The sequence below is a fragment of the Novosphingobium sp. genome (assembly GCF_030696665.1).
GTDB lineage: Bacteria > Pseudomonadota > Alphaproteobacteria > Sphingomonadales > Sphingomonadaceae > Novosphingobium.
In genome coordinates this window covers 1-18,417 of record NZ_JAUYRV010000008.1, presented here as the reverse complement: position 1 = coordinate 18,417, position 18,417 = coordinate 1, and the positions used below count along the sequence as shown (strand labels likewise).

The 18,417-nt window shown below is 62.5% G+C and carries 19 protein-coding genes; 4 read left to right on the top strand and 15 right to left on the bottom strand.

Annotated elements, in window-relative coordinates; all coding sequences use genetic code 11:
- From Q8R81_RS01380 to Q8R81_RS01340, 9 genes are all read right to left on the bottom strand, one after another.
- A partial coding sequence (locus tag Q8R81_RS01380; RefSeq protein ID WP_305615435.1) for a CoA-transferase occupies positions 1–426 on the bottom strand: 426 nt, incomplete at its 3' end.
- A 32-nt stretch (positions 427–458) separates the two neighbouring features.
- Entirely contained in the window at positions 459–1,412 is a 954-nt protein-coding gene (locus Q8R81_RS01375; RefSeq protein ID WP_305615433.1) for a hypothetical protein, read from the bottom strand.
- On the bottom strand, positions 1,409–2,119 hold the full coding sequence (locus Q8R81_RS01370) for a CoA transferase subunit A (protein ID WP_305615431.1): 711 nt from the start codon (positions 2,117–2,119) through the stop codon (positions 1,409–1,411). The genes Q8R81_RS01375 and Q8R81_RS01370 overlap by 4 nt, the downstream gene beginning before the upstream one ends.
- Before the next feature lie 220 nt (positions 2,120–2,339).
- Positions 2,340–3,059, bottom strand: a complete 720-nt coding sequence (locus Q8R81_RS01365; protein WP_305615429.1) for a M23 family metallopeptidase — start codon at positions 3,057–3,059, stop codon at positions 2,340–2,342.
- A gap of 133 nt (positions 3,060–3,192) precedes the next feature.
- Positions 3,193–4,044, bottom strand: a complete 852-nt coding sequence (locus tag Q8R81_RS01360; RefSeq protein ID WP_305615427.1) for a ferritin-like domain-containing protein — start codon at positions 4,042–4,044, stop codon at positions 3,193–3,195.
- A gap of 56 nt (positions 4,045–4,100) precedes the next feature.
- On the bottom strand, positions 4,101–4,574 hold the full coding sequence (locus tag Q8R81_RS01355; RefSeq protein ID WP_305615425.1) for a peroxiredoxin: 474 nt from the start codon (positions 4,572–4,574) through the stop codon (positions 4,101–4,103).
- On the bottom strand, positions 4,571–7,267 hold the full coding sequence (locus tag Q8R81_RS01350) for a bifunctional [glutamine synthetase] adenylyltransferase/[glutamine synthetase]-adenylyl-L-tyrosine phosphorylase (protein WP_305615437.1): 2,697 nt from the start codon (positions 7,265–7,267) through the stop codon (positions 4,571–4,573). The genes Q8R81_RS01355 and Q8R81_RS01350 overlap by 4 nt, the downstream gene beginning before the upstream one ends.
- A 34-nt stretch (positions 7,268–7,301) precedes the next feature.
- The gene (locus Q8R81_RS01345; RefSeq protein ID WP_305615423.1) at positions 7,302–7,673 is read right to left on the bottom strand and encodes a type II toxin-antitoxin system VapC family toxin; all 372 of its coding nucleotides are present in this window, start codon (positions 7,671–7,673) and stop codon (positions 7,302–7,304) included.
- Positions 7,670–8,134 (bottom strand): hypothetical protein, encoded by a 465-nt coding sequence (locus Q8R81_RS01340; RefSeq protein ID WP_305615421.1) that lies wholly within the window; start codon positions 8,132–8,134, stop codon positions 7,670–7,672. Before Q8R81_RS01340 ends, Q8R81_RS01345 begins: the two co-directional genes overlap by 4 nt.
- A 150-nt stretch (positions 8,135–8,284) precedes the next feature.
- Here Q8R81_RS01340 and Q8R81_RS01335 point away from each other — a divergent pair, with 150 nt between their 5' ends.
- Together Q8R81_RS01335 and Q8R81_RS01330 are read left to right on the top strand one after the other, a co-directional pair.
- A complete protein-coding gene (locus Q8R81_RS01335; RefSeq protein WP_305615419.1) occupies positions 8,285–9,940 on the top strand; it encodes a M28 family metallopeptidase in 1,656 nt (551 codons plus the stop codon).
- A gap of 13 nt (positions 9,941–9,953) precedes the next feature.
- Positions 9,954–10,949, top strand: coding sequence for an agmatine deiminase family protein (locus Q8R81_RS01330; protein ID WP_305615417.1), 996 nt, complete (start codon positions 9,954–9,956; stop codon positions 10,947–10,949).
- A 134-nt stretch (positions 10,950–11,083) separates the two neighbouring features.
- Here the strand turns inward: Q8R81_RS01330 and wecC are convergent, their stop codons facing one another.
- Together wecC and wecB are read right to left on the bottom strand one after the other, a co-directional pair.
- A complete protein-coding gene (gene wecC, locus Q8R81_RS01325) occupies positions 11,084–12,385 on the bottom strand; it encodes a UDP-N-acetyl-D-mannosamine dehydrogenase (RefSeq protein ID WP_305615415.1) in 1,302 nt (433 codons plus the stop codon).
- A complete protein-coding gene (gene wecB / locus Q8R81_RS01320; protein WP_305615413.1) occupies positions 12,375–13,511 on the bottom strand; it encodes a non-hydrolyzing UDP-N-acetylglucosamine 2-epimerase in 1,137 nt (378 codons plus the stop codon). The genes wecC and wecB overlap by 11 nt, the downstream gene beginning before the upstream one ends.
- 107 nt (positions 13,512–13,618) lie before the next feature.
- On the opposite strand from wecB, the gene Q8R81_RS01315 reads away from it, so the two are divergent.
- Both Q8R81_RS01315 and Q8R81_RS01310 read left to right on the top strand, forming a co-directional pair.
- Entirely contained in the window at positions 13,619–14,944 is a 1,326-nt protein-coding gene (locus Q8R81_RS01315; RefSeq protein WP_305615411.1) for a nucleotide sugar dehydrogenase, read from the top strand.
- 187 nt (positions 14,945–15,131) lie between these two features.
- On the top strand, positions 15,132–16,130 hold the full coding sequence (locus tag Q8R81_RS01310; protein WP_305615409.1) for an SDR family NAD(P)-dependent oxidoreductase: 999 nt from the start codon (positions 15,132–15,134) through the stop codon (positions 16,128–16,130).
- Between the two features lie 147 nt (positions 16,131–16,277).
- On the opposite strand, the gene Q8R81_RS01305 is transcribed toward Q8R81_RS01310, so the two are convergent.
- From Q8R81_RS01305 to Q8R81_RS01290, 4 genes are all read right to left on the bottom strand, one after another.
- Positions 16,278–16,628: a hypothetical protein gene (locus tag Q8R81_RS01305; protein WP_305615407.1), complete on the bottom strand. Its 351-nt coding sequence runs from the start codon at positions 16,626–16,628 to the stop codon at positions 16,278–16,280.
- The gene (locus Q8R81_RS01300; RefSeq protein WP_305615405.1) at positions 16,628–17,104 is read right to left on the bottom strand and encodes a hypothetical protein; all 477 of its coding nucleotides are present in this window, start codon (positions 17,102–17,104) and stop codon (positions 16,628–16,630) included. Before Q8R81_RS01300 ends, Q8R81_RS01305 begins: the two co-directional genes overlap by 1 nt.
- 86 nt (positions 17,105–17,190) lie before the next feature.
- Positions 17,191–17,499, bottom strand: a complete 309-nt coding sequence (locus tag Q8R81_RS01295) for a PadR family transcriptional regulator (RefSeq protein WP_305615403.1) — start codon at positions 17,497–17,499, stop codon at positions 17,191–17,193.
- A 313-nt stretch (positions 17,500–17,812) separates the two neighbouring features.
- Positions 17,813–18,349, bottom strand: a complete 537-nt coding sequence (locus tag Q8R81_RS01290) for a hypothetical protein (protein ID WP_305615400.1) — start codon at positions 18,347–18,349, stop codon at positions 17,813–17,815.
- Positions 18,350–18,417: the final 68 nt, after the last annotated feature.

Sequence of the window (18,417 nt, the reverse complement as noted above, 5' to 3'; positions counted from 1 at the left end):
GGCCACAAGGTCCATCGCCCCGCCCATGCCCTTGATCATCTTGCCCGGGATCATCCAGTTGGCGATGTCGCCGTTTTCGGCCACTTCCATCGCGCCCAGCACGGTCAGATCGATCTTGCCGCCACGGATCATCGCAAAGCTTTGCGCGCTGTCGAAATAGGCCGAATGCGGCAGCTCGCTGATGGTCTGCTTGCCCGCGTTGATCAGGTCTGCATCTTCATCGCCCGCAAAGGGGAATGGCCCGATGCCCAGCATCCCGTTTTCCGATTGCAGCGTCACCGTCATGCCTTCAGGCACATGGTTGGCCACCAGCGTGGGGATGCCGATGCCCAGGTTCACGTAATACCCGTCCTGCAGTTCCTTTGCCGCGCGCGCGGCCATTTCGTCGCGGGTCCAGCCAGCCTTCAGCCCGTCATGCGTGGTCATGGTCTTGGGTCTTCCTGTCTACTTGATCGGCCCTATTTGATCGGTGGCGGAACCAGAAACCAGCCGTTCCCGATGTACTGCTCCAGTGCAATCGCAACTGGACCATCCGGGTTGCGCAGATAATCGAACACTTCGTCAAAATCGGCTTTGCGATCACCGGCAATCGCCAGCACGCACCAGTCCGCATCGGCTCGCACCAGGATCTGTTGTTTGCGCGTTTCGGTGCCGCGCAGCAACAGGACCGGATCGATGCCCAGCGGGTCAAGCCCGGTGGCTTTCAGGATCGTGCTGATCCGTTTGGCCGAGGAATCCGGCAGGCTGGCGATCCACACCACCGCCGTGCCGGTGCCGCGAATGGTGCGCAGCATGTCGGCCAGCCCCGGCGCGGGTGAGGGTGGATCGTTCAGATCGAACGACCTTTCGCCCGGATCAAGGTCGATCACCAGTGCGCCGCGCTGGTTTGCGCACGTTCTGGTCTTTGGCACGGACACCAGCGAAGCCTGATCCAGCAGCGCCGATTTGCGCCCGGCGGCAGGCTTTCCAGCGCTTGTTGCCGAAAGCACGAATGCTGTCATCGCCGCAAACCCAGACGCATTGGCCATCGTATCAGTGGGCACCGGATCGGAGGCCGAAACGCTGAAGGCCGCAGGAAGTTCAGCCTCTCTCTCAACAAGGACTGGGGCACTTGCGCCTGCGAGCATGGCGGGTGCTGCCATTGCAGGAGCCGGGGTGAGCAGCGGCGCAGATGCCGGAGCGGAAATCGTAGACGCGGGCAGGCTGGACGTGCCCTTGCCCACGATCACCACAGGCGTGGCCGACTTTTCCGCCCCGGGTCTTGCGTCTTTCGCTTTGCCGGAAACCGCTTTGCCCGTCAGCGTGCCGCCTGCCATCAGCGGCACCAGCGCGGCGGCTGCACACCCGCTCAGTTGCGCCGCCGCCAGCGACAGCAGCAATGCACCTGTCAATCGCGGCGCGGGGCGGCTCATGCAGCCTCACGCTCGCGCACGGTGCGGAATTCGATCTTCTTGTCGTATGGCGCGCCCACGATCATGCGCTGCACATAGACACCGGGCAGATGGATGCTGTCAGGATCAAGGCTGCCTGCGGGCACGATCTCTTCCACTTCCACCACGCAGACCTTGCCGCAGGTGGCGGCAGGCACGTTGAAATTGCGTGCGGTCTTGCGGAACACCACGTTCCCCGTCTCGTCCGCCTTCCACGCTTTCACCAGCGCAATGTCTGCAAAGATGCCGCGTTCCAGCACATATTCCTGACCGTCAAAGACCTTGCTTTCCTTGCGCTCTGCCACCAGCGTGCCCACGCCGGTCTTGGTGTAGAAGCCCGGAATGCCCGCGCCGCCCGCCCGCATCCGCTCGGCAAGTGTCCCTTGGGGGCTGAATTCCACTTCCAGTTCGCCTGCAAGATACTGGCGCTCGAACTCCTTGTTCTCACCCACATAGCTGGCAATCATCTTCCGCACCTGCCGCGTGCGCAGCAGCTTGCCGATGCCCTCGTTGTCGATCCCGGCGTTGTTCGACGCGAATGTCAGATCTTTCACGCCACTATCGCGCACCGCATCCAGCAGCCGCTCAGGAATGCCGCACAGGCCAAAGCCACCGCAGGCGATCAGCAAGCCATCGCGCAGCAGCCCATCCAGCGCGGCAGCGGCATCGGAATAGAGCTTCCTGGACATCGTCAAAATTCTCCCATCCGGGGGACTGTGGTTCTGCCGCTTGGTAACACACAGCGCGGGGCGAAAAACAAGCCCGCAGATTGCCTCTGGCGACGCAAAACAATGTCACGACATTATTGCGGCGGCTTTGCACTGGCAGACGCCAGACGTAGAAAAGGGCACCGTCACCGGCGCCCTTTTCCGCATCCTCTCCAAGATGCAATGGTATGAAAGCAGCGGCTTATTCTTCGGGGCCGCCAACGCCTTCATGATCGTGGTCGTTGCTGGCATAGAGATTGTCGCTCTTGCCCTGCATGTAAGGGAGCGGGTTGACCGCATCACCCGAAACGCGGACTTCATAGTGCAGGTGCGGGCCGGTGGAGCGGCCGGTCGAACCGACATAACCGATCACGTCACCCTTGCGGACCTGCTGGCCCTGCGCCACGGCGATGCGCGACATGTGGCCATAGCGGGTTTCCATCGCTGCGCCGTGATCGAGCTGAACGTAAAGGCCGTATCCGCCGAACCAGTCTGCCATTTCAACCACGCCATCGGCGGTTGCGCGGATCGGGGTGCCAGTGGGGGCGGCCAGATCGATGCCCTTGTGGCCACGGCGTCCGCCCAGCACGGGGTGGTTGCGCATGCCGAAACCGCTTGAAAGGCGCGATACCGAAACAGGAGCCAGCGACGGGATCGAAACACCGGCGCGGCGAGCTGTGGTGGCGGGCTTTGCGGAAGGCAGGATGCCGTTGTCGAGCTGCTGCCAGCTGGCGAAGAGGCGGCGGAATTCGTCGTCACCGCGATCTGCCGAGACGCCTGCCTTCGCAGCTTCGGCGGCGCGAAGCGGGGCGGCGATGTCTGCCGAAGCAGCGCTGTTGGCGAAAGCCGGGACGGAAGAGAATGCAACAACTGCCGTAAGGGCGCTGAAAGCTGTCTTGAAGGTTTTGATGTTGAACAACATTACGACCTGTACGACCTTTTCTGTGCGTCCCGATCATGGCCTTTCCGGCCTTGCTGATCGGTCCGCTCTAAACCCCCGGAGCGAACCCGTTTGTGGCAGCAAGCAGGATAAAAACCTGCCGCCTTGGGAAGTATCAGAGTTGGTCGGAACCCCCCGCCATCTCGTGCATTGGGGTATGTAAGGCGGTTGGCGGGGTGGCAACCCCTGCCATCATTTCGCGCGACAAACCGGCTGCTCGGCGCGCCGAGTCGTTGAACGGTGGCTTAACGGCACCGTGAAAGTGGCGTTGGACCAGCGTTTTCCACGCGTTCGCCGGAGATTCGCCACGGCTTTCGCACAGCGCGACGAAATGTTTTGTGCCGAAGCGCACATGCCGAATTTCGTCGTCAACGATTCTTTGCAGGATACGCGCAGACCGCGCATCCCCTGCCGCCAGAAACTTCTCGACCGTCTTCGGCGTCACATCCAGCGCGCGGGCTTCCAGCACCATCGGCACGATCGCCAGCCGCGCTGCAACATCGTGCGCCGTATCGCGCGCGGAATCCCACAGTCCGTCGTGCGCGGGCATCGCGCCATAGAAGCTGCCCAGCGTCCGCAGCCGCCGCGCCAGCAGCCCGTAGTGCATCGCTTCGTCGGCAGCGACCGAAAGCCAGTCGTCCACAAATTCCCGCCCCATTTCCGCACCAAACCGCCCCGCCGCATCAAGCGCCAGGTCAATCGCCACGAATTCGATGTGCGCCAGCGCATGGAGCAACGCCAGCCGCCCATGCGCCGATCCGCGACCGCGCTTGGGCATTGCTGCAGGTGCGAGCAGTTCGGGCTTTTCGGGGCGGGCGGGGGCGTCCGGCATCGCCACATCGAACGTGAACGCCAGCTCTCCAACACGCCACCGCCGGGCCAGTTCGCGGGTCTTCATGACCTTGGCGAACGGATCGGCGGTGAGCATGGTTTCGCGGATGGCTGCAGCGACCGAGGTGGCGTTCATGGGCGTTTAGGTGCAGTTAGGTGCATCTAGGTGCACTTCAGGAATCACGTCAAAAATCACAAGGCTTTTGCCGCTGCCAGCACCTCTTCGGCGTGTCCCTTGACCTTTACCTTGTTCCACACCTGCGCGATTTTTCCATCTGCGCCAATCAGATAGGTCGTGCGCTCCATGCCCATGTAGGTGCGGCCATACATCGATTTCTCGGTCCACACGCCCAGCGCATCGGACACGCCGCCTTCCTCAGCATCGGACGCAAGCGGCGCGGTGAGGCCATGCTTTTCGGCAAACTTCACGTGCTTTTTCGGCGGGTCTTTGCTGACGCCCAGCACGGCCACGCCAGCTGCCTGAAACTCGGCGTAAAGGCTTGAAAAATCTTTGTTCTCGGTCGTGCAGCCGGGCGTATCGTCCTTCGGATAGAAGAACACGACCAGCGGCTTGCCTGCAAAGTCGGAGGCCTTGACGCTGCCACCATCGGGCGACGTCATCGCGATGTCAGGGAATGCCTCACCCACACCAATCCGCTCGCTCATGCCTCAATCTCCAGTTCAATATCAAACACTTGGCCCCACGCCAACGCCACGCAATGCCGCGCCTGATGCACCGCATCGAGCAGCACATCCCAGCTTTCCAGCCCACAGCTACGTGCCACGATGCCCCGGCTGGCCTCGGGCGGGAACATGCCATCAGGGGCAACCAGCCGCACCACCACCAGCAGTCGCGTCAAAAGATCGTGGGCGGAGCGGATGCCGGTGGGAAGAAGCTTATGTTCTTCAAGCAGTTGCACTGCTTCCCCGAGGTCCGGCATGCGCGCCACGTGATCGCGCAATTGCAGGAAGTGGACCATGAATTCGATGTCCACCAGCCCACCGCGCGCCAGCTTCACGTCGAGCGGTCCCTTTGGCGGCTTGTGCTCCGCCATTGTTGCCCGCATTTCAAGCACTTCGGCACGCAATTTGGCGGGATCGCGGGCACGATCCTGCACGCGGGCGATGATGGTGGAAAGCGCAGCACGGTCGGCCTCGGTGCCGAACAATGCGCGGGCGCGGCAGAGCGCCATATGCTCCCAAGTCCATGCATCTTCGCATTGATAACGTTCGAAACTTTCAAGGCTGACCGAGATTGGTCCCTGCGCCCCGGAAGGCCGCAACCGCGTATCCACCTCATAAAGCGCCCCTGCCGCCGTCGGCACCGAAAGCGCCGCAATCACGCGCTGGGCGAGGCGGTTGTAATAGAGCGTTGCGCCAAGCGGGCGGCGGCCATCGGATTCTGCGGCGTGATCCCCGCTGAACAGGAACACCAGATCGAGGTCCGAAGCATGCGTCAGCGCCGCGCCGCCGAGACGCCCCAGGCCGAGAATGGCGAGATCGCTGGCAGGGACGACGCCGTGGTTCAGGGTGAATTCGTCAATTGCCGCGCGGCCCAGCACTTCGATCGCGCCTTCAGCCACGCGGCTTAGCGCTGCGGCGACTTCGAGTGGGTCTCGTTGTCCTTCAATGAGTTGCACGCCCAAGGCAAAGCGCATTTCGCCCACGCGGACGCGCACGTTGTCCAACAAGCGCTGGTAATCATCACCCGCTTCGCCGCGTGAAAGTTCGGCTGCGATTTCAGCTACGCTGCCGGGCAGGTCGAAAGCCGAGCGGTCTATCAGCGTATCGAGAAGGTCGGAACGGCGCGCCAGTTCGTCGGCCAGAACCGGCGCATGGGCCAGGACGCGCATGACCACCGCCAGCAGGCCGGGGCGCGCATCCAGCAAGCGGAACACATTGATTGCGCTGGGCAATCCGGCGAGCAATTGCTCCCAGCGCAGCAGCGCGCGGTCAGGATCGGGTGCGTCGGCCAGCGCGCGCAGTAAGTGCGGGCGGATGCGGGCAAAGGCATCGCGCGCTTCGGCTGAACGCAAGCAGCGATATTGGCCGCCCTCCCAAGCATTTATGCGTTCAGCCAGAGCATCTGCCTGATCGAAGCCGAGTGTTTCGAGTTCGAGCGCTAGCGGGTTGGATTCCACGGTGACCGCATCGGTGGGAGCGTATGTTGCGATCAGTGTATCGAAGCGGCGACCCACCGTTTCGGAAATCTCGGTCAGTTCAGCCACCAGTTCCGCGCCACCCGAAAGGCCTTCGAGTTTTGCCACCGAATCAAGCGCTTGGGCGTCTGTCGGGAGCGAGTGCGTCTGCTGGTCCGCCACCATCTGCAAGCGGTGTTCGAGCGTGCGCAGCCGGTCATAGCTTTGGCCCATGACCACGGCATCTTCGGTGCTGATAATGCCAGCGTCAGCCAGCGCATCAAGGCTGGCGCGGGTGCCGCGCAGGCGCAGTGCGGGGTTGCGACCGCCGTGAATAAGCTGATGAGTCTGTGCGAAAAATTCCACTTCACGAATGCCGCCGCGCCCGCGCTTCAGGTCGTAACCAGGGCCGATGGCCTGCCCTGCGGAATAGTGATCGCGGATGCGGGTGGTCAGCCGTCCGATCTCTGCAATCGCCCCGAAATCAAGGCTGCGCCGCCACACGAAGGGGCGGATGGTATCAAGAAAGGCCTGACCCGCCGCTATATCGCCCGATGCGGCGCGGGCGCGGATATAGGCGGCGCGCTCCCACGCCAGCGCGCTCGATTCGTAGTGCGTGATCGCCGCTTCGAACGGCAGAGCGAGCGGGCTGACTTCGGAGGCGGGACGCAGGCGCAGGTCCACCCGGAACACATACCCTTCGTCCGTTACCGACGACATGATTTCCATGAGCGCGCGGGCCACGCGTTGTGCGGCTTCGGCGGGATCATCGCGCTCGCGCCGGGGGAGCAGGTCGGGATCGTAGAGTAGGATGGGGTCGATGTCTGACGAGTAGTTCAGTTCCTGCGCGCCGTGTTTGCCCAGCGCAATGGCGCTGAAACCGGCAGGCTGCGCATCGGGCGTGCGGCGGCGGATGGCGGCTACAATCGCGGAATCGAGCGAACGGTCGGCAAAGTCCGAAAGTTCGGTGATGATGCGGGTGAGCGGGAAGGCTCCGGCAAGATCGCCCACCGCGATGACGAGTGCGAGCGCCAACCGTTCACGCCGCAGGGCGACGGCGGTGTCGTCGATCCCTTCACCTGCCGCGCGGGCTTGTGCAAGGGCCTGTTCCACATCGCCTGTGGCAAGCAGCGCTTCGAGATCGGGTAGGCGATCCAGCGCGCGCGACAGAAACGGTGCGTGGCTGCGGGCGCGGACGAGGGCGTGGTTGAAATCGAACATCGTGGATCGGCAATGCCCCTTGCCGGGTGGCGGATCAAGGCTCTGCGGGTTGCCAGCCCAATCCGAGACGCGCAGCATGGCCGAAAAGCCGCTGATCCCGCGTCCATATGCTTGCGCCTGCAGCTTCGGCCGTGGCGAGCAAATGTGCATCAATCAGACCGATGCCGGTTCCTGCAAGGGCGTGTCGCTCAACGAAATTCAGCAATTCTGATGCTTCGATCAACGGGGCAGGCGGAAGGTTGGACAGCAAATCGATCGTGCGCCGCCACTGCCGCAAGTTGCCCATTGCGAGTTCGCCCGTGACGAAAGGGTGTTGCAGCACCATACCTTCGGCCAGCAGCAGGGCGAGATCAGCGTCAGCCGCACGGAACGTGTCGATCCAGACGGACGTATCGACCAGTATCACGCCGCTGGTCTATCCCGTTGCGGTACGGCCAGATCGGGCATCGTGCCGCCAAGGCGTGCAAGCTGGCGCGCAGCTTCACGTTGGATCAGGGCGTTGAGGGCCAGTTGCAGCAGGCGTTCCCGGTCGGTCTCTCCGGTCATCGCTGAGGCGCGGTTGAACAGCACGTCTGTAGATAGTGCCTCGGTCAATGAAGGTGGCGGTGACGTCTGTGGTTTGCGCGCGCGGACGAAATTGACTGTGCGGTGAGCAAGATCAACTTCGCGCGTTTCCCATCCCGCATCGCGCCATGCCTTTGACTGGCTGTGGTTGCCATCGGCCTGATTGGCCCACCACGGGCGATGCTTGTAGGCGCTGGCGGGCAGGGCGCGGCGAATGATGCGCTCGATCTCCGCGAAGTTGGCGCTCCACTGATCAGCGCCCAGATCATTGAGATGGTGGGTCAGCGGCTCGTAAACACCCATGACAGTCTCCTGTTCAGCACCTGCAACTAGTTCCACAGAGTGAAAATAGTGTCAACACTAATTTGCCACTAAAGTGACCACTTCAAGCCGCCTTGCGATGGAGGGGCCGGTCTGTCAGCAAGGGGGCAACCGGATTGCTGGAGAGAAACCATGAAGCGTCGCAATGGCTTGAAACTCATTTCTGTATCGCTGGCGGCGCTTGGGCTTGCCGGAGCGGGCGTTGCCGCACCGGTTCCTGCGGCGAACGAAGCCTTGATGCGCGAGGTGATCAAGACGCTGTCGGCTGACGATCTGGCCGGGCGCGGGCCTGCCAGTGCCGAAGAAGCCGCGACGCTGGATGTGATCGTGGCGCGGTTCAAGGCGGCGGGGCTGGAGCCGGGGAACAACGGCAGCTGGTTTCAGGACGTGCCGACGGTTTCGATGACGGCTTCGGGCTTTTCGCCGTTAACGGTGAAGGGTGCAGGCAAGCCGCTGGCGTTTTCGCACGGCAAGGATTTCGTGGCGGGCAGTTATCGTGTGGTGCCCGAAACGGCGGTGAAGGACGCGGAACTGGTGTTCGTCGGCTATGGCGTGAACGCGCCGGAACTGGGCTGGAACGACTATGCCGGGATCGACATGAAGGGGAAAGTGGCGGTGATCCTCGTCAACGATCCTGACTATGCGATGGAGAGCGAGGACGGGCCGTTCAAGGGGCGGCGCATGACCTATTACGGGCGCTGGACCTACAAGTTCGAGGAAGCGGCGCGGCAGGGCGCGACAGGCGCGATCCTTGTGCATGACACATTCCCGGCGGCCTATGGCTGGAACGTGGTGGAATCGAGCTGGTCGGGCGATCAGCACTATGTGGCCACGCCCAATGATGCGGCGGACCAGACCGCGTTCAACAGCTGGATCCAGAAGGGCGCGGCGGAGAGCATTTTTAAGGCTGCGGGCAAGGATCTGGCGGTACTGACTGCGGCGGCGGGGCAGAAGGGTTTCAAGCCGGTGCCGCTGGGCTTGAAGGCCAGCCTTTCGTTCAAGTCTGCGATAACGCGGTCGAAATCGCGCAATGTTGTGGGGATTCAGCCGGGGACCAGCGCGCCGGATGAATACGTGCTCTATTCGGCGCATTGGGACCATCTGGGACGGTGCAAGCCGGACAAGACCGGCGACGACATCTGCAACGGCGCGGTGGATAACGGCACCGGCATGGCCGCGCTGGTGGCGCTGGCGGAGATGAACAAGGCGGCGGGGCCTGCGCGGCGTTCACAGGTCTATCTCGCGTGGACGCTGGAAGAGTCTGGGCTGTTGGGGTCGGAGTATTACGCGCGCAACCCGCTGTTTCCGCTGGCCACGACGGTGGGCGGGGTAAATATCGATGCGCTTTATCCCGGTGGCGTTGCGCGCGATGTGGCGGTGACGGGGGGCGACAAGTCGGAACTGGCGGCTTTGCTGGCCAAAGTTGCGGGCGAGTTGCAGCTGAAGATCGGGCCTGAGGACAGTTCGGAAAAGGGCTATTACTATCGGTCGGATCACTTCAGTCTCGCCAAGCGCGGGGTGCCGATGTTTTATGTGAAGCGCGGCACCGATCTGGTGGAGGGCGGCGTCGCAGCGGGCAAGGCGCTGGCTGAGGACTATGTGGCAGGCCGCTATCACCAGCCGAGCGACGAATATTCGGACACATGGGACATGCGCGGGATTGTGCAGGAAGTGGACCTCTACTACCGGCTCGGCCGACCGCTGGCCGATGGGTCTGACTGGCCGAACTGGAATGCGGGCGATGAATTCCGCGCGATCCGGGATGAGAGCCGGGCGGGTGTAAAGTAGGGATTTTCAAGTGATGACTTCTGCGTTTCGCATGCCGCCAGAATGGCACCCGCAGGATTGGCTATGGGTGGGCTTTCCGCATCTGGCGGAGGAATGGTCTGGCCTGATCGACAGGGCGCAGGAGCAGATTGCGTCCTTTGCCAGTGCGGTGGCCGACAGCGGGCAGGAAGTGCGGCTGGTGGTACGCAATGCGGCTAACGAGATGCGGGCGCGGTCGCTGGTTTCGGCGAGTGTGACGCTGGAACGCCGGACTTATGGCGATGTTTGGTTGCGCGATACCGGGCCGCTGGTGGTGCTGGATGATGCGGGAAGTCGCGCCGCGCGACTGTTCGGGTTCAACGGCTGGGGCGGCAAGTATTTGATGCCGGGGGATCAGGAGATCGGCGCGGATCTGGCGGCGTCTGCCGGGTTGGAAGCTGGCCCGAAGGCGGACTGGGTTTTGGAAGGCGGCGCGCTGGACGGCGATGGCACCGGGCTGGTGGCGACGACCGAACAGTGCCTGCTGAACCCCAACCGCAATCCGCAGCTGTCGCGTGCCGACCTTGAGGCGCGGTTGCTGCGGGATCTGGGCTATCATCGCGTGCTGTGGCTGGGCGATGGGCTGATCAACGATCATACCGATGGGCATGTCGACAATCTGGCACGGTTTGTCGGGCCGAACCGGCTGGCTCTGCCGCGCGCGACGGGGCCGGATGATCCCAATGCGGCGATCTATGCCGATGCCAAAGCGCGGGCGCTGGATGCCGGGGTTGAGGTGGTGGAAGTGCCTTCGCCGGGGCTGATCGAGTGGGCGGGCGTGGTGCAGCCTGCGAGTTACATGAACTTTGTCATCACCAGCAATCTGGTGGTGGTGCCGGTGTTCGGATCGCCGCATGACGATCAGGGTGTGGCGGCGATTGCGGAGCTGTTCCCGGATCGGGCGACCATTGGGTTGATGGGCGATGCGGTGCTGGCGGGCGGGGGCGGGTTCCACTGTGCGAGCCAGCAGATGCCTTCGGTCACCATCTAAACCATCGTCGCCCCGGGCTTGACCCGGGGGTGGGCTTTGTTGCGGTTTCAGCCTTGGCCAAGAAGGAAGCCCAGCCCCGGATCAAGTCCGGGGCGACGGGTTTTTGGGGGGAGGTATTGTGCGGTTTCGGCGGCTCAGCTCGCCAGCCGCAGCCCCGCGCTGGCGGTTTCTGCGCTGGGTTGGTCGGGCCAGATGCCGCGGGTGTCGTACACGACCTTGCCGCTGCGTTCGGCCAGCGGGATGACTTTGAACACATCGTGATCGACGAGCACGATCAGCACATCGCATTCTTCCAGCGCGGTATCGACATCGATCTGAACAGCGCCGGTGCCTTCGAATTCGCGTGGCAAAGCGCCATAGGGTTCGACCACATGGATGCGGCTGCCGAACTGGCGGGCGAGGCTGGCGGCGACGTAGCGCGCGGGGCTTTCGCGGAAATCGTCGATGTTGGCTTTGAAGGCGAGGCCGAGGCAAGCGACCTTGGCGTGGGGGTTGGCTTCGACCAATGACGCCGCCTGCTTGACCACGTGGTGCATCTTGCCGTCGTTGACGTTGCGGGCGGTGCGGATCAGCGGGGTTTGCTCGGGCGCGCTGGATACGATGAACCACGGGTCCACGGCGATGCAGTGGCCGCCGACGCCGGGGCCGGGCTGCAGGATGTTGACGCGCGGGTGGCGGTTGGCGAGGCGGATGACTTCCCACACGTCGAGGCCCATCTTGTCGGCCACCATCGACAACTCGTTGGCGAAGGCGATGTTTACATCGCGGTAGGCGTTTTCGACCAGTTTGGTCATTTCGGCGCTGCGCGCATCGGTGGTGACGCAGGTGCCGCGCACGAAGCGCTTGTAGAAGGCCAGCGCCTTGCGCGCGCAGCGGGGCGTGATGCCGCCGATGGAGCGATCGTTGTTGGTCAGTTCCTCAAGGATGCGGCCGGGAAGGACGCGCTCCGGGCAATAGGCGATGGAAACGTCGGGCGTTTCCTTGGTCTTGCCGGGAAATTTCAAATCGGGGCGTAGGCCGACCATCAGATCGCGCATCTGCTGGGTCGTGCCGACGGGTGAGGTCGATTCGAGAATGACCGTATCGCCTGCCTTGAGGACGGCGGCGACTTGCGTGGCCGCTGACAGCACATAGGAGATGTCCGGCGTGTGGTGGCCGTCCTTGGCAAATGGGGTGGGCACCGCGATCACGAAAACGTCTGCCGGTTCGATCTGTGTGGAGGCGCGCAGGAGGCCGCGCTGGACCACGCCGTGGACGAGGCCGTCGAGATCGACTTCCTCGATGTGGATTTCGCCGCGGTTGATCGTATCGACCACATGCTGCGACACGTCGAGGCCGAGCACCTTGCAACCCGCGCGCGCTATGATGGCAGCGGTTGGAAGTCCGATATAGCCGAGGCCGACAACACAGACGTCCGGCTTCACATCACCCATCATTCGCCAGCAACTCCACGATTCGGCGCGCTGTCTGCCCATCCCCGAACGGGTTGTGCGCGCGCGCCATTGCCGAATAGGCAGCCTTATCGTCGAGCAGGGTGAAGATTTCGGAAACGATGGTGTCCACATCGGTGCCGACGAGCTTTGCGGTGCCTGCGGTGACGCCTTCGGGGCGCTCGGTCGTCTCGCGCATGACGAGGACGGGTTTGCCGAGCGCCGGGGCTTCTTCCTGCACGCCGCCCGAATCGGTGAGCATGATTTCGGCGATGGAGAGCAGGCGCGCGAAGTGCGGGTAATCGAGCGGTTCGATCATCGCCACGTTGGGCAGATCGCTGAGCGCTGCGTCCATCACCTTGCGCACATTGGGGTTGGGGTGGACCGGGAAGATGAGCGCCACATCATCGCGCGCGGCGATCCGGCGGATGGCCTCGGCGATGTTTTCCAGCCCGCCGCCGAAGTTTTCACGGCGGTGGCTGGTCACGCCGATAATGCGTTTGCCGGCAAAGCGCGCTTCGATATCGGCGAGGCCTGCGGCGAGGGCTGGTTCGGCTTCGATTTTCGCGGTGACCCAGTGCAGCGCGTCGATCACGGTGTTGCCGGTGATGTGGACGGTGGCGGGATCGACGTTTTCGGCGAGCAACGCGGCGGCGGAAACGTCTGTCGGGGCGAAGTGCAGTTTGGCGATGGTGCCGATGATCTTGCGGTTCACCTCTTCGGGCCAGGGGTGATAGATGTTGTGGCTGCGCAGGCCTGCCTCGACATGGGCGACGGGCAGCTTGCGGTAATAGGCGGCGAGCGCGCCGGACATGGCGGTGGCGGTATCGCCCTGGACGATGACCCAATCGGGCTGCACTTCGTCCATCACTTTGCCAAGCCCGGTAAGCAGCGCGGCGGTGAGCGCGTCGAGCGTCTGGTCCGGGCGCATCAGATCGAGGTCGTAATCGGGGACTATGCCGGAGATTTCCAGCACCTGATCGAGGATGCCGCGATGCTGCGCCGAAACGCAGGTAACCACGCGGAAGCGCGGGTCTTCACGCAGGGCGTGGACCACGGGGAACATCTTGATCGCTTCGGGGCGGGTGCCGAACACCACGAGTATTGTTTTCGGGAGGTTTGTCTGGGCCATATCGGGTTCAATAATCCGCGAGTGTTAACTGTGAAATAAGAGGCTGGATTTAAGCATGGCGTTGATTGGACGCGGATTGGCGTCAACCATGAAAGGCCTTTTGCCCTGTGACCGTACAGTTTCCGCCGCTTGCACCTGCCTCTGCACACGGCCTTGATCCGCTGGTTTCAGCGAACACCCGCGTGGTTGTGCTGGGGCTGGGCTATGTCGGGCTGCCGCTGGCGGTGGCGCTGGCCAAGCAGTTTTTTGTGACCGGGTTCGATATCGACATGCAGCGAATCGGTGAACTTTCCGAAGGGCATGACCGCACGCGCGAGATCGAGCCGGAGCGGCTGGCGAAATCGAGCCTTGGGCTGATCAGCGATGCCAACGTGTGCCCGCCGAGCGACTTCTACATCGTGACTGTGCCGACGCCGATTGACGGGCAGAATCGGCCCGATCTGCGGCTGGTGGAATCTGCCTCGCGCACCGTGGGCAAGATGCTGCGCGCCGCCGTAGAGGAAGGCCGCGCGCCGGTGGTTGTGTATGAAAGCACCGTCTATCCGGGCGTTACCGAGGACATCTGCGGGCCGATCCTTGAGCAGGTTTCCGGCCTGAAATGCGGGGTGGATTTCTTTCTGGGATACAGCCCCGAACGCATCAATCCGGGTGACCGCGAACATACCATCGACAAGATCACCAAGGTGGTTTCGGGCCAGACGCCCGAGGTGCTGGAGCGGGTGGCGGACCTTTACAACGCCATCACCAGCGGCGGCGTGTTCCGCGCGGCATCGATCAAGGCGGCTGAAGCGGCCAAGGTGATCGAGAACGCGCAGCGCGATATCAACATCGCCTTCATGAACGAGATCACGCAGATCTTTTCGAAGATGGACCTGTCCGTCTGGGATGTGCTGGCCGCCGCAGGGACGAAGTGGAACTTCCTGCCCTTTACCCCCGGCCTTGTCGGCGGGCACTGCATCGGGGTGGACCCATACTACCTTTCGGCGCGGGCCGAGGCGCTGGGGCATGATCCGCAGGTGATCCTTGCCGGGCGCGGCGTGAACGATGGCATGGCCAGGTGGCTGGCGGGCGAACTGCATGCGCAACGCGGCGGCAAGCCCGGCAGCGTTCTGGTGCTAGGGCTGACCTTCAAGGAGAATGTGCCCGATCTGCGCAATTCCAAGGTGGCCGATGTGATCGCGGAATTGCAGGCGCTGGGGCACACCGTGGCAGTGCATGATCCGCACGCCGATGGGGCCGAGGCGCTGCTGGAATATGGGCTGCATCTGGCGGGCGATGCCTTTGAGCAGAGCTATGACATGGTGTTTCTGGCCGTGCCGCATAAGTATTATCTGGCTGCCGGGGCTGAGCGGATTGCTGCGCTGGTGGCACCGGGGGGCACGTTGGCGGACCTCAAGGGTGTGCTGGGCGAGCGGGCTGACTGGCGGCTTTGATCTGTACGACATACCCTGCTCCCCCGCGAAGGCGGGGGCCTCGGTCGTGTTACGGAACGATAGTTGAAAACGCCGGGTGTTACGCGAGGTCGGTGTTACGCAAGGGTGGAGTAAAAGGCCTGAGGCCCCCGCCTTCGCGGGGGAGCGGCGTTTTGGTTCTGATTGTTATTGAAGGTAAATTGCCAGCATGAAAGTCCTCGTTACCGGAGCTGCAGGCTTCATCGGCTATTCGCTCATCACCAGGCTGCTGGCGCGGGGCGACGAGGTGGTCGGCGTCGATATCGTCAACGATTACTATGATCCCGCGCTGAAGGAAGCGCGGCTGGCAAAGCTGGTTGAGCAGGGCGGATCACGCTTCACCTTCTGCCGCACCGACTTTGCCGATTATCCCGCGCTGACCGCTGCGTTGGCGGACAAGCAGTTCGAACGCATCGTGCATCTGGGGGCGCAGGCGGGCGTGCGCTATTCGATCGAGAACCCGCACGCCTATGTGCAGGCGAATCTTGTCGGCCATCTGAACCTGCTCGAAGTGGCGCGGCATCGTGGGGCCGAGCATATGGTCTATGCCTCGTCCTCTTCGGTCTATGGCGGGAATACCAAGATGCCGTTCTCGGTGGAGGACAGGGTGGACCACCCGATGTCGCTCTATGCCGCCACCAAGAAAGCGGACGAACTGATGAGCGAGACGTACGCGCATCTCTATCGCCTGCCGCTGACGGGGCTGCGGTTCTTTACCGTCTATGGCCCGTGGGGGCGGCCCGACATGATGATGTGGCTGTTTACCAAGGCGATTCTGGCGGGCGAGCCGATCAAGGTGTTCAACCACGGCGATATGTACCGCGATTTCACTTATGTGGACGATATCGTTTCGGGCGTGGTGGCCTGCCTCGACAATCCACCGCCCGATGATGGCGCGATGAAGGCAGGCGGCAGCGAAAAGCCGCACCGGCTTTACAACATCGGCAACCACAAATCCGAACACCTGATGAAAGTGATCGGCATTCTGGAGAGCGAACTGGGCCGCAAGGCGGAGATGGAAATGCTCCCCATGCAACCGGGCGACGTGCGCCAGTCCTTTGCCGATATCGACGCGATATCAGGCGATCTGGGGTATAAGCCGACGACGAGCATCGATGTGGGCGTGCCGAACTTTGTGCGGTGGTATAAGGAATTTCATGGGGTTTGAGGGGGTTGGATATCCCACCTTTCGGGAGATGGCTAAGCCTCACAGGAGGAAAGCATGAATGGCAGGTTGTTCGGGCAGTTATGTTGAAAGCTGCCGCTCCGTACACGACCCCGGAGCCGCCATAAACATTTGCGATCTATACAGCCCCTAGCTCGTCACGGCCTTGATCCGCCGATTGGCCAACGAACAAATGGCCAGCGCGAAGAAAAGAACTCCTCCGATGATAACCTGCGGTTCTGGCAGGACCTGCCAAGCCGCCGCGAAGAAGAAACCCATGGCGAGGTTTATCGCCGCCACAATCAACCGGCTGCTCACGCCTGACGATCGGAATTCGATGAAGTTCGCAGCGGCGGCCAGCACAATCGCCAAGCCGGTTCCAACAAACCACAGCGCATCGATTGTCCAATCGGCATAAGTTAGCGGCGTCAAAGCGATGTGGACGGTCCCAAGTAGCACGCCAATAATCGCCAATGCCATGGCTAGGGTTTGCACGCGCATCAGTTCAACCTCTGCCGGAAGGGTGTGAGGCGCGCAGCGAAACCTGCAAGCGCCAGTGCGAACATGAGAATCACAAGATCCTCCACGATCAGTGCAAGATACAGTTTCGACATTGGCGTTGGCGAGAGGCCGAGCCAGATCATCGTCGCCGCCAATGTCAGCACAGCGATCAAAGGCGCAGCTAGGCTGATTGTGGCACGATATCCGAACCGGGCCGTGGCAATCGCGCCGACAACAAACAACAGGGCCGTGCCATATCCAAAAACTTCCAGCGCGAATGTGTCAGTGACGGACATGCGCCCTGCAAAGCGTATGTTAAGCGCTGCCCAGACCATCGCTCCTCCGACCAAGACGCTGCGAGCAACCTCATGAAGGAAGGCAGGGCAAATCATGCGTTCAGTGACGGCCGCGAAGAGACAGCCTGCCACGAAACGCCAGCGCGCTGCTTCGGGGACGTGATCGAATTCGGCCGCCATTGCAGCGAACCAGGACCGGCGGGCCGGTGGCGCAATCTTGAAGGCCAGCACGACACAAGCGCGTGCAAGAGAGTTCCGCTTCGGGGTCATAGTGCAAATCCCTTCACGTGGTTTGCAATGCGCACATTGTCGGGTTCAATAGTGCGGGCGAGCGCCATGCCCGATGGTGTCAGGCGATAGGCATGGCGCGGCGGCCTGCTCTCGTGCGGCGAAGGAACCCATTGGGCTTCGAGGTTGCCTTGATCACACAGCCGAATCAGCATGGGATATAGCGTCCCTGAAGCGATGCCGGTCAGTTCCATCAATTCATAGCCATAACGCCAATCCTGCGGGCGTTCGAGCAGCGCCAGCAAGGCGGTTCGAGTCTGTTTGGAGATGTTGGGGCGTCTTGGCATTGCATCGATCTATATATGTAGAGTTTGTAGCGCAAGTGGGAGTTTCGTTTGACTTGAATCTGGGCGACGTAATTCTGTGCTCCAAGCCGGTGGCAAAACCTGACATTCGCAAATCCACCCAGAAATGGTCATTCCTTGTGAATCAAAGCATCCCCGAAACCTGCCGTCACCCTGAACTTGTTTCAGGGGCCATTTCTCCCCTCAGCACTCCGCTTTGTCGGCATGATGGATGCTGAAACAAGTTCAGCATGACGAATTGCGGGAGGTGCAAAGTGGTGCGGTTTGGCGTGTGGGTTCAGTGTGGGCCGCAGCCCTATCGCTCATCCGCAAAGGCTGACACGAACCCATAGCCCGTCGCCACCAGCCGCACGGGGCAATCCAAGTCGGCCAGCATGGCGCGGGTGGTTTCGCGGTTGGTTACGATGGACCAGTTCGGGCGGGGGGCAATTGTGGATCGGTCGGCTATTTCGAGGGCGGCCAGAAGCGTCGTGGGGGAGGGCTCGCAGGTGGCGAGGCCTTCTCCGGCCAGCGCGGCTTCGGTGAAATCGAGTGCGGCGGCGAGGCGGGCTTTGGCGGGTACATCGTCGATCATGGCTTGGCGGTGCTGGCCCAGGATCGTGGCTGTTTGTGCGTCTGCGGGTTCGCCATTGCGTTCGAGGACCGGGAGGCCGGGTGCCCATGCTTCGGGCGGGCAGCGGCGCTTGGCCGGGGTCATGGCTTCGAACGGGCGGCTTTCCAGCGGGTAGATGCGGCAGATGCGCGGGCGGGCGGCGTAGTTGGTCGGCCGTGAAGAACGCGATTTGTGATCTGGGCTGGGATGAGTTGGACCGGTGAGCTGCCCTTGGGTCATCAGGCTTGGACGATTTCACGGTGCGCAGCCGGAAGGCATGCCGTGAGCAGGACGCGCAAAAGCGCGTT

What these genes read in the sequence shown, in the direction of transcription:
- Q8R81_RS01375 (WP_305615433.1), bottom strand. Translation starts at nt 1,412, where the DNA reads ATGAGCCGCCCCGCGCCGCGATTGACAGGTGCATTGCTGCTGTCGCTG.
- Q8R81_RS01370 (WP_305615431.1), bottom strand. Translation starts at nt 2,119, where the DNA reads ATGTCCAGGAAGCTCTATTCCGATGCCGCTGCCGCGCTGGATGGGCTG.
- Q8R81_RS01365 (WP_305615429.1), bottom strand. Translation starts at nt 3,059, where the DNA reads ATGTTGTTCAACATCAAAACCTTCAAGACAGCTTTCAGCGCCCTTACG.
- Q8R81_RS01360 (WP_305615427.1), bottom strand. Translation starts at nt 4,044, where the DNA reads ATGAACGCCACCTCGGTCGCTGCAGCCATCCGCGAAACCATGCTCACC.
- Q8R81_RS01355 (WP_305615425.1), bottom strand. Translation starts at nt 4,574, where the DNA reads ATGAGCGAGCGGATTGGTGTGGGTGAGGCATTCCCTGACATCGCGATG.
- Q8R81_RS01350 (WP_305615437.1), bottom strand. Translation starts at nt 7,267, where the DNA reads ATGTTCGATTTCAACCACGCCCTCGTCCGCGCCCGCAGCCACGCACCG.
- Q8R81_RS01340 (WP_305615421.1), bottom strand. Translation starts at nt 8,134, where the DNA reads ATGGGTGTTTACGAGCCGCTGACCCACCATCTCAATGATCTGGGCGCT.
- Q8R81_RS01335 (WP_305615419.1), top strand. Translation starts at nt 8,285, where the DNA reads ATGAAGCGTCGCAATGGCTTGAAACTCATTTCTGTATCGCTGGCGGCG.
- Q8R81_RS01330 (WP_305615417.1), top strand. Translation starts at nt 9,954, where the DNA reads ATGACTTCTGCGTTTCGCATGCCGCCAGAATGGCACCCGCAGGATTGG.
- wecC (WP_305615415.1), bottom strand. Translation starts at nt 12,385, where the DNA reads ATGATGGGTGATGTGAAGCCGGACGTCTGTGTTGTCGGCCTCGGCTAT.
- wecB (WP_305615413.1), bottom strand. Translation starts at nt 13,511, where the DNA reads ATGGCCCAGACAAACCTCCCGAAAACAATACTCGTGGTGTTCGGCACC.
- Q8R81_RS01310 (WP_305615409.1), top strand. Translation starts at nt 15,132, where the DNA reads ATGAAAGTCCTCGTTACCGGAGCTGCAGGCTTCATCGGCTATTCGCTC.
- Q8R81_RS01305 (WP_305615407.1), bottom strand. Translation starts at nt 16,628, where the DNA reads ATGCGCGTGCAAACCCTAGCCATGGCATTGGCGATTATTGGCGTGCTA.
- Q8R81_RS01300 (WP_305615405.1), bottom strand. Translation starts at nt 17,104, where the DNA reads ATGGCGGCCGAATTCGATCACGTCCCCGAAGCAGCGCGCTGGCGTTTC.
- Q8R81_RS01295 (WP_305615403.1), bottom strand. Translation starts at nt 17,499, where the DNA reads ATGCCAAGACGCCCCAACATCTCCAAACAGACTCGAACCGCCTTGCTG.
- Q8R81_RS01290 (WP_305615400.1), bottom strand. Translation starts at nt 18,349, where the DNA reads ATGACCCAAGGGCAGCTCACCGGTCCAACTCATCCCAGCCCAGATCAC.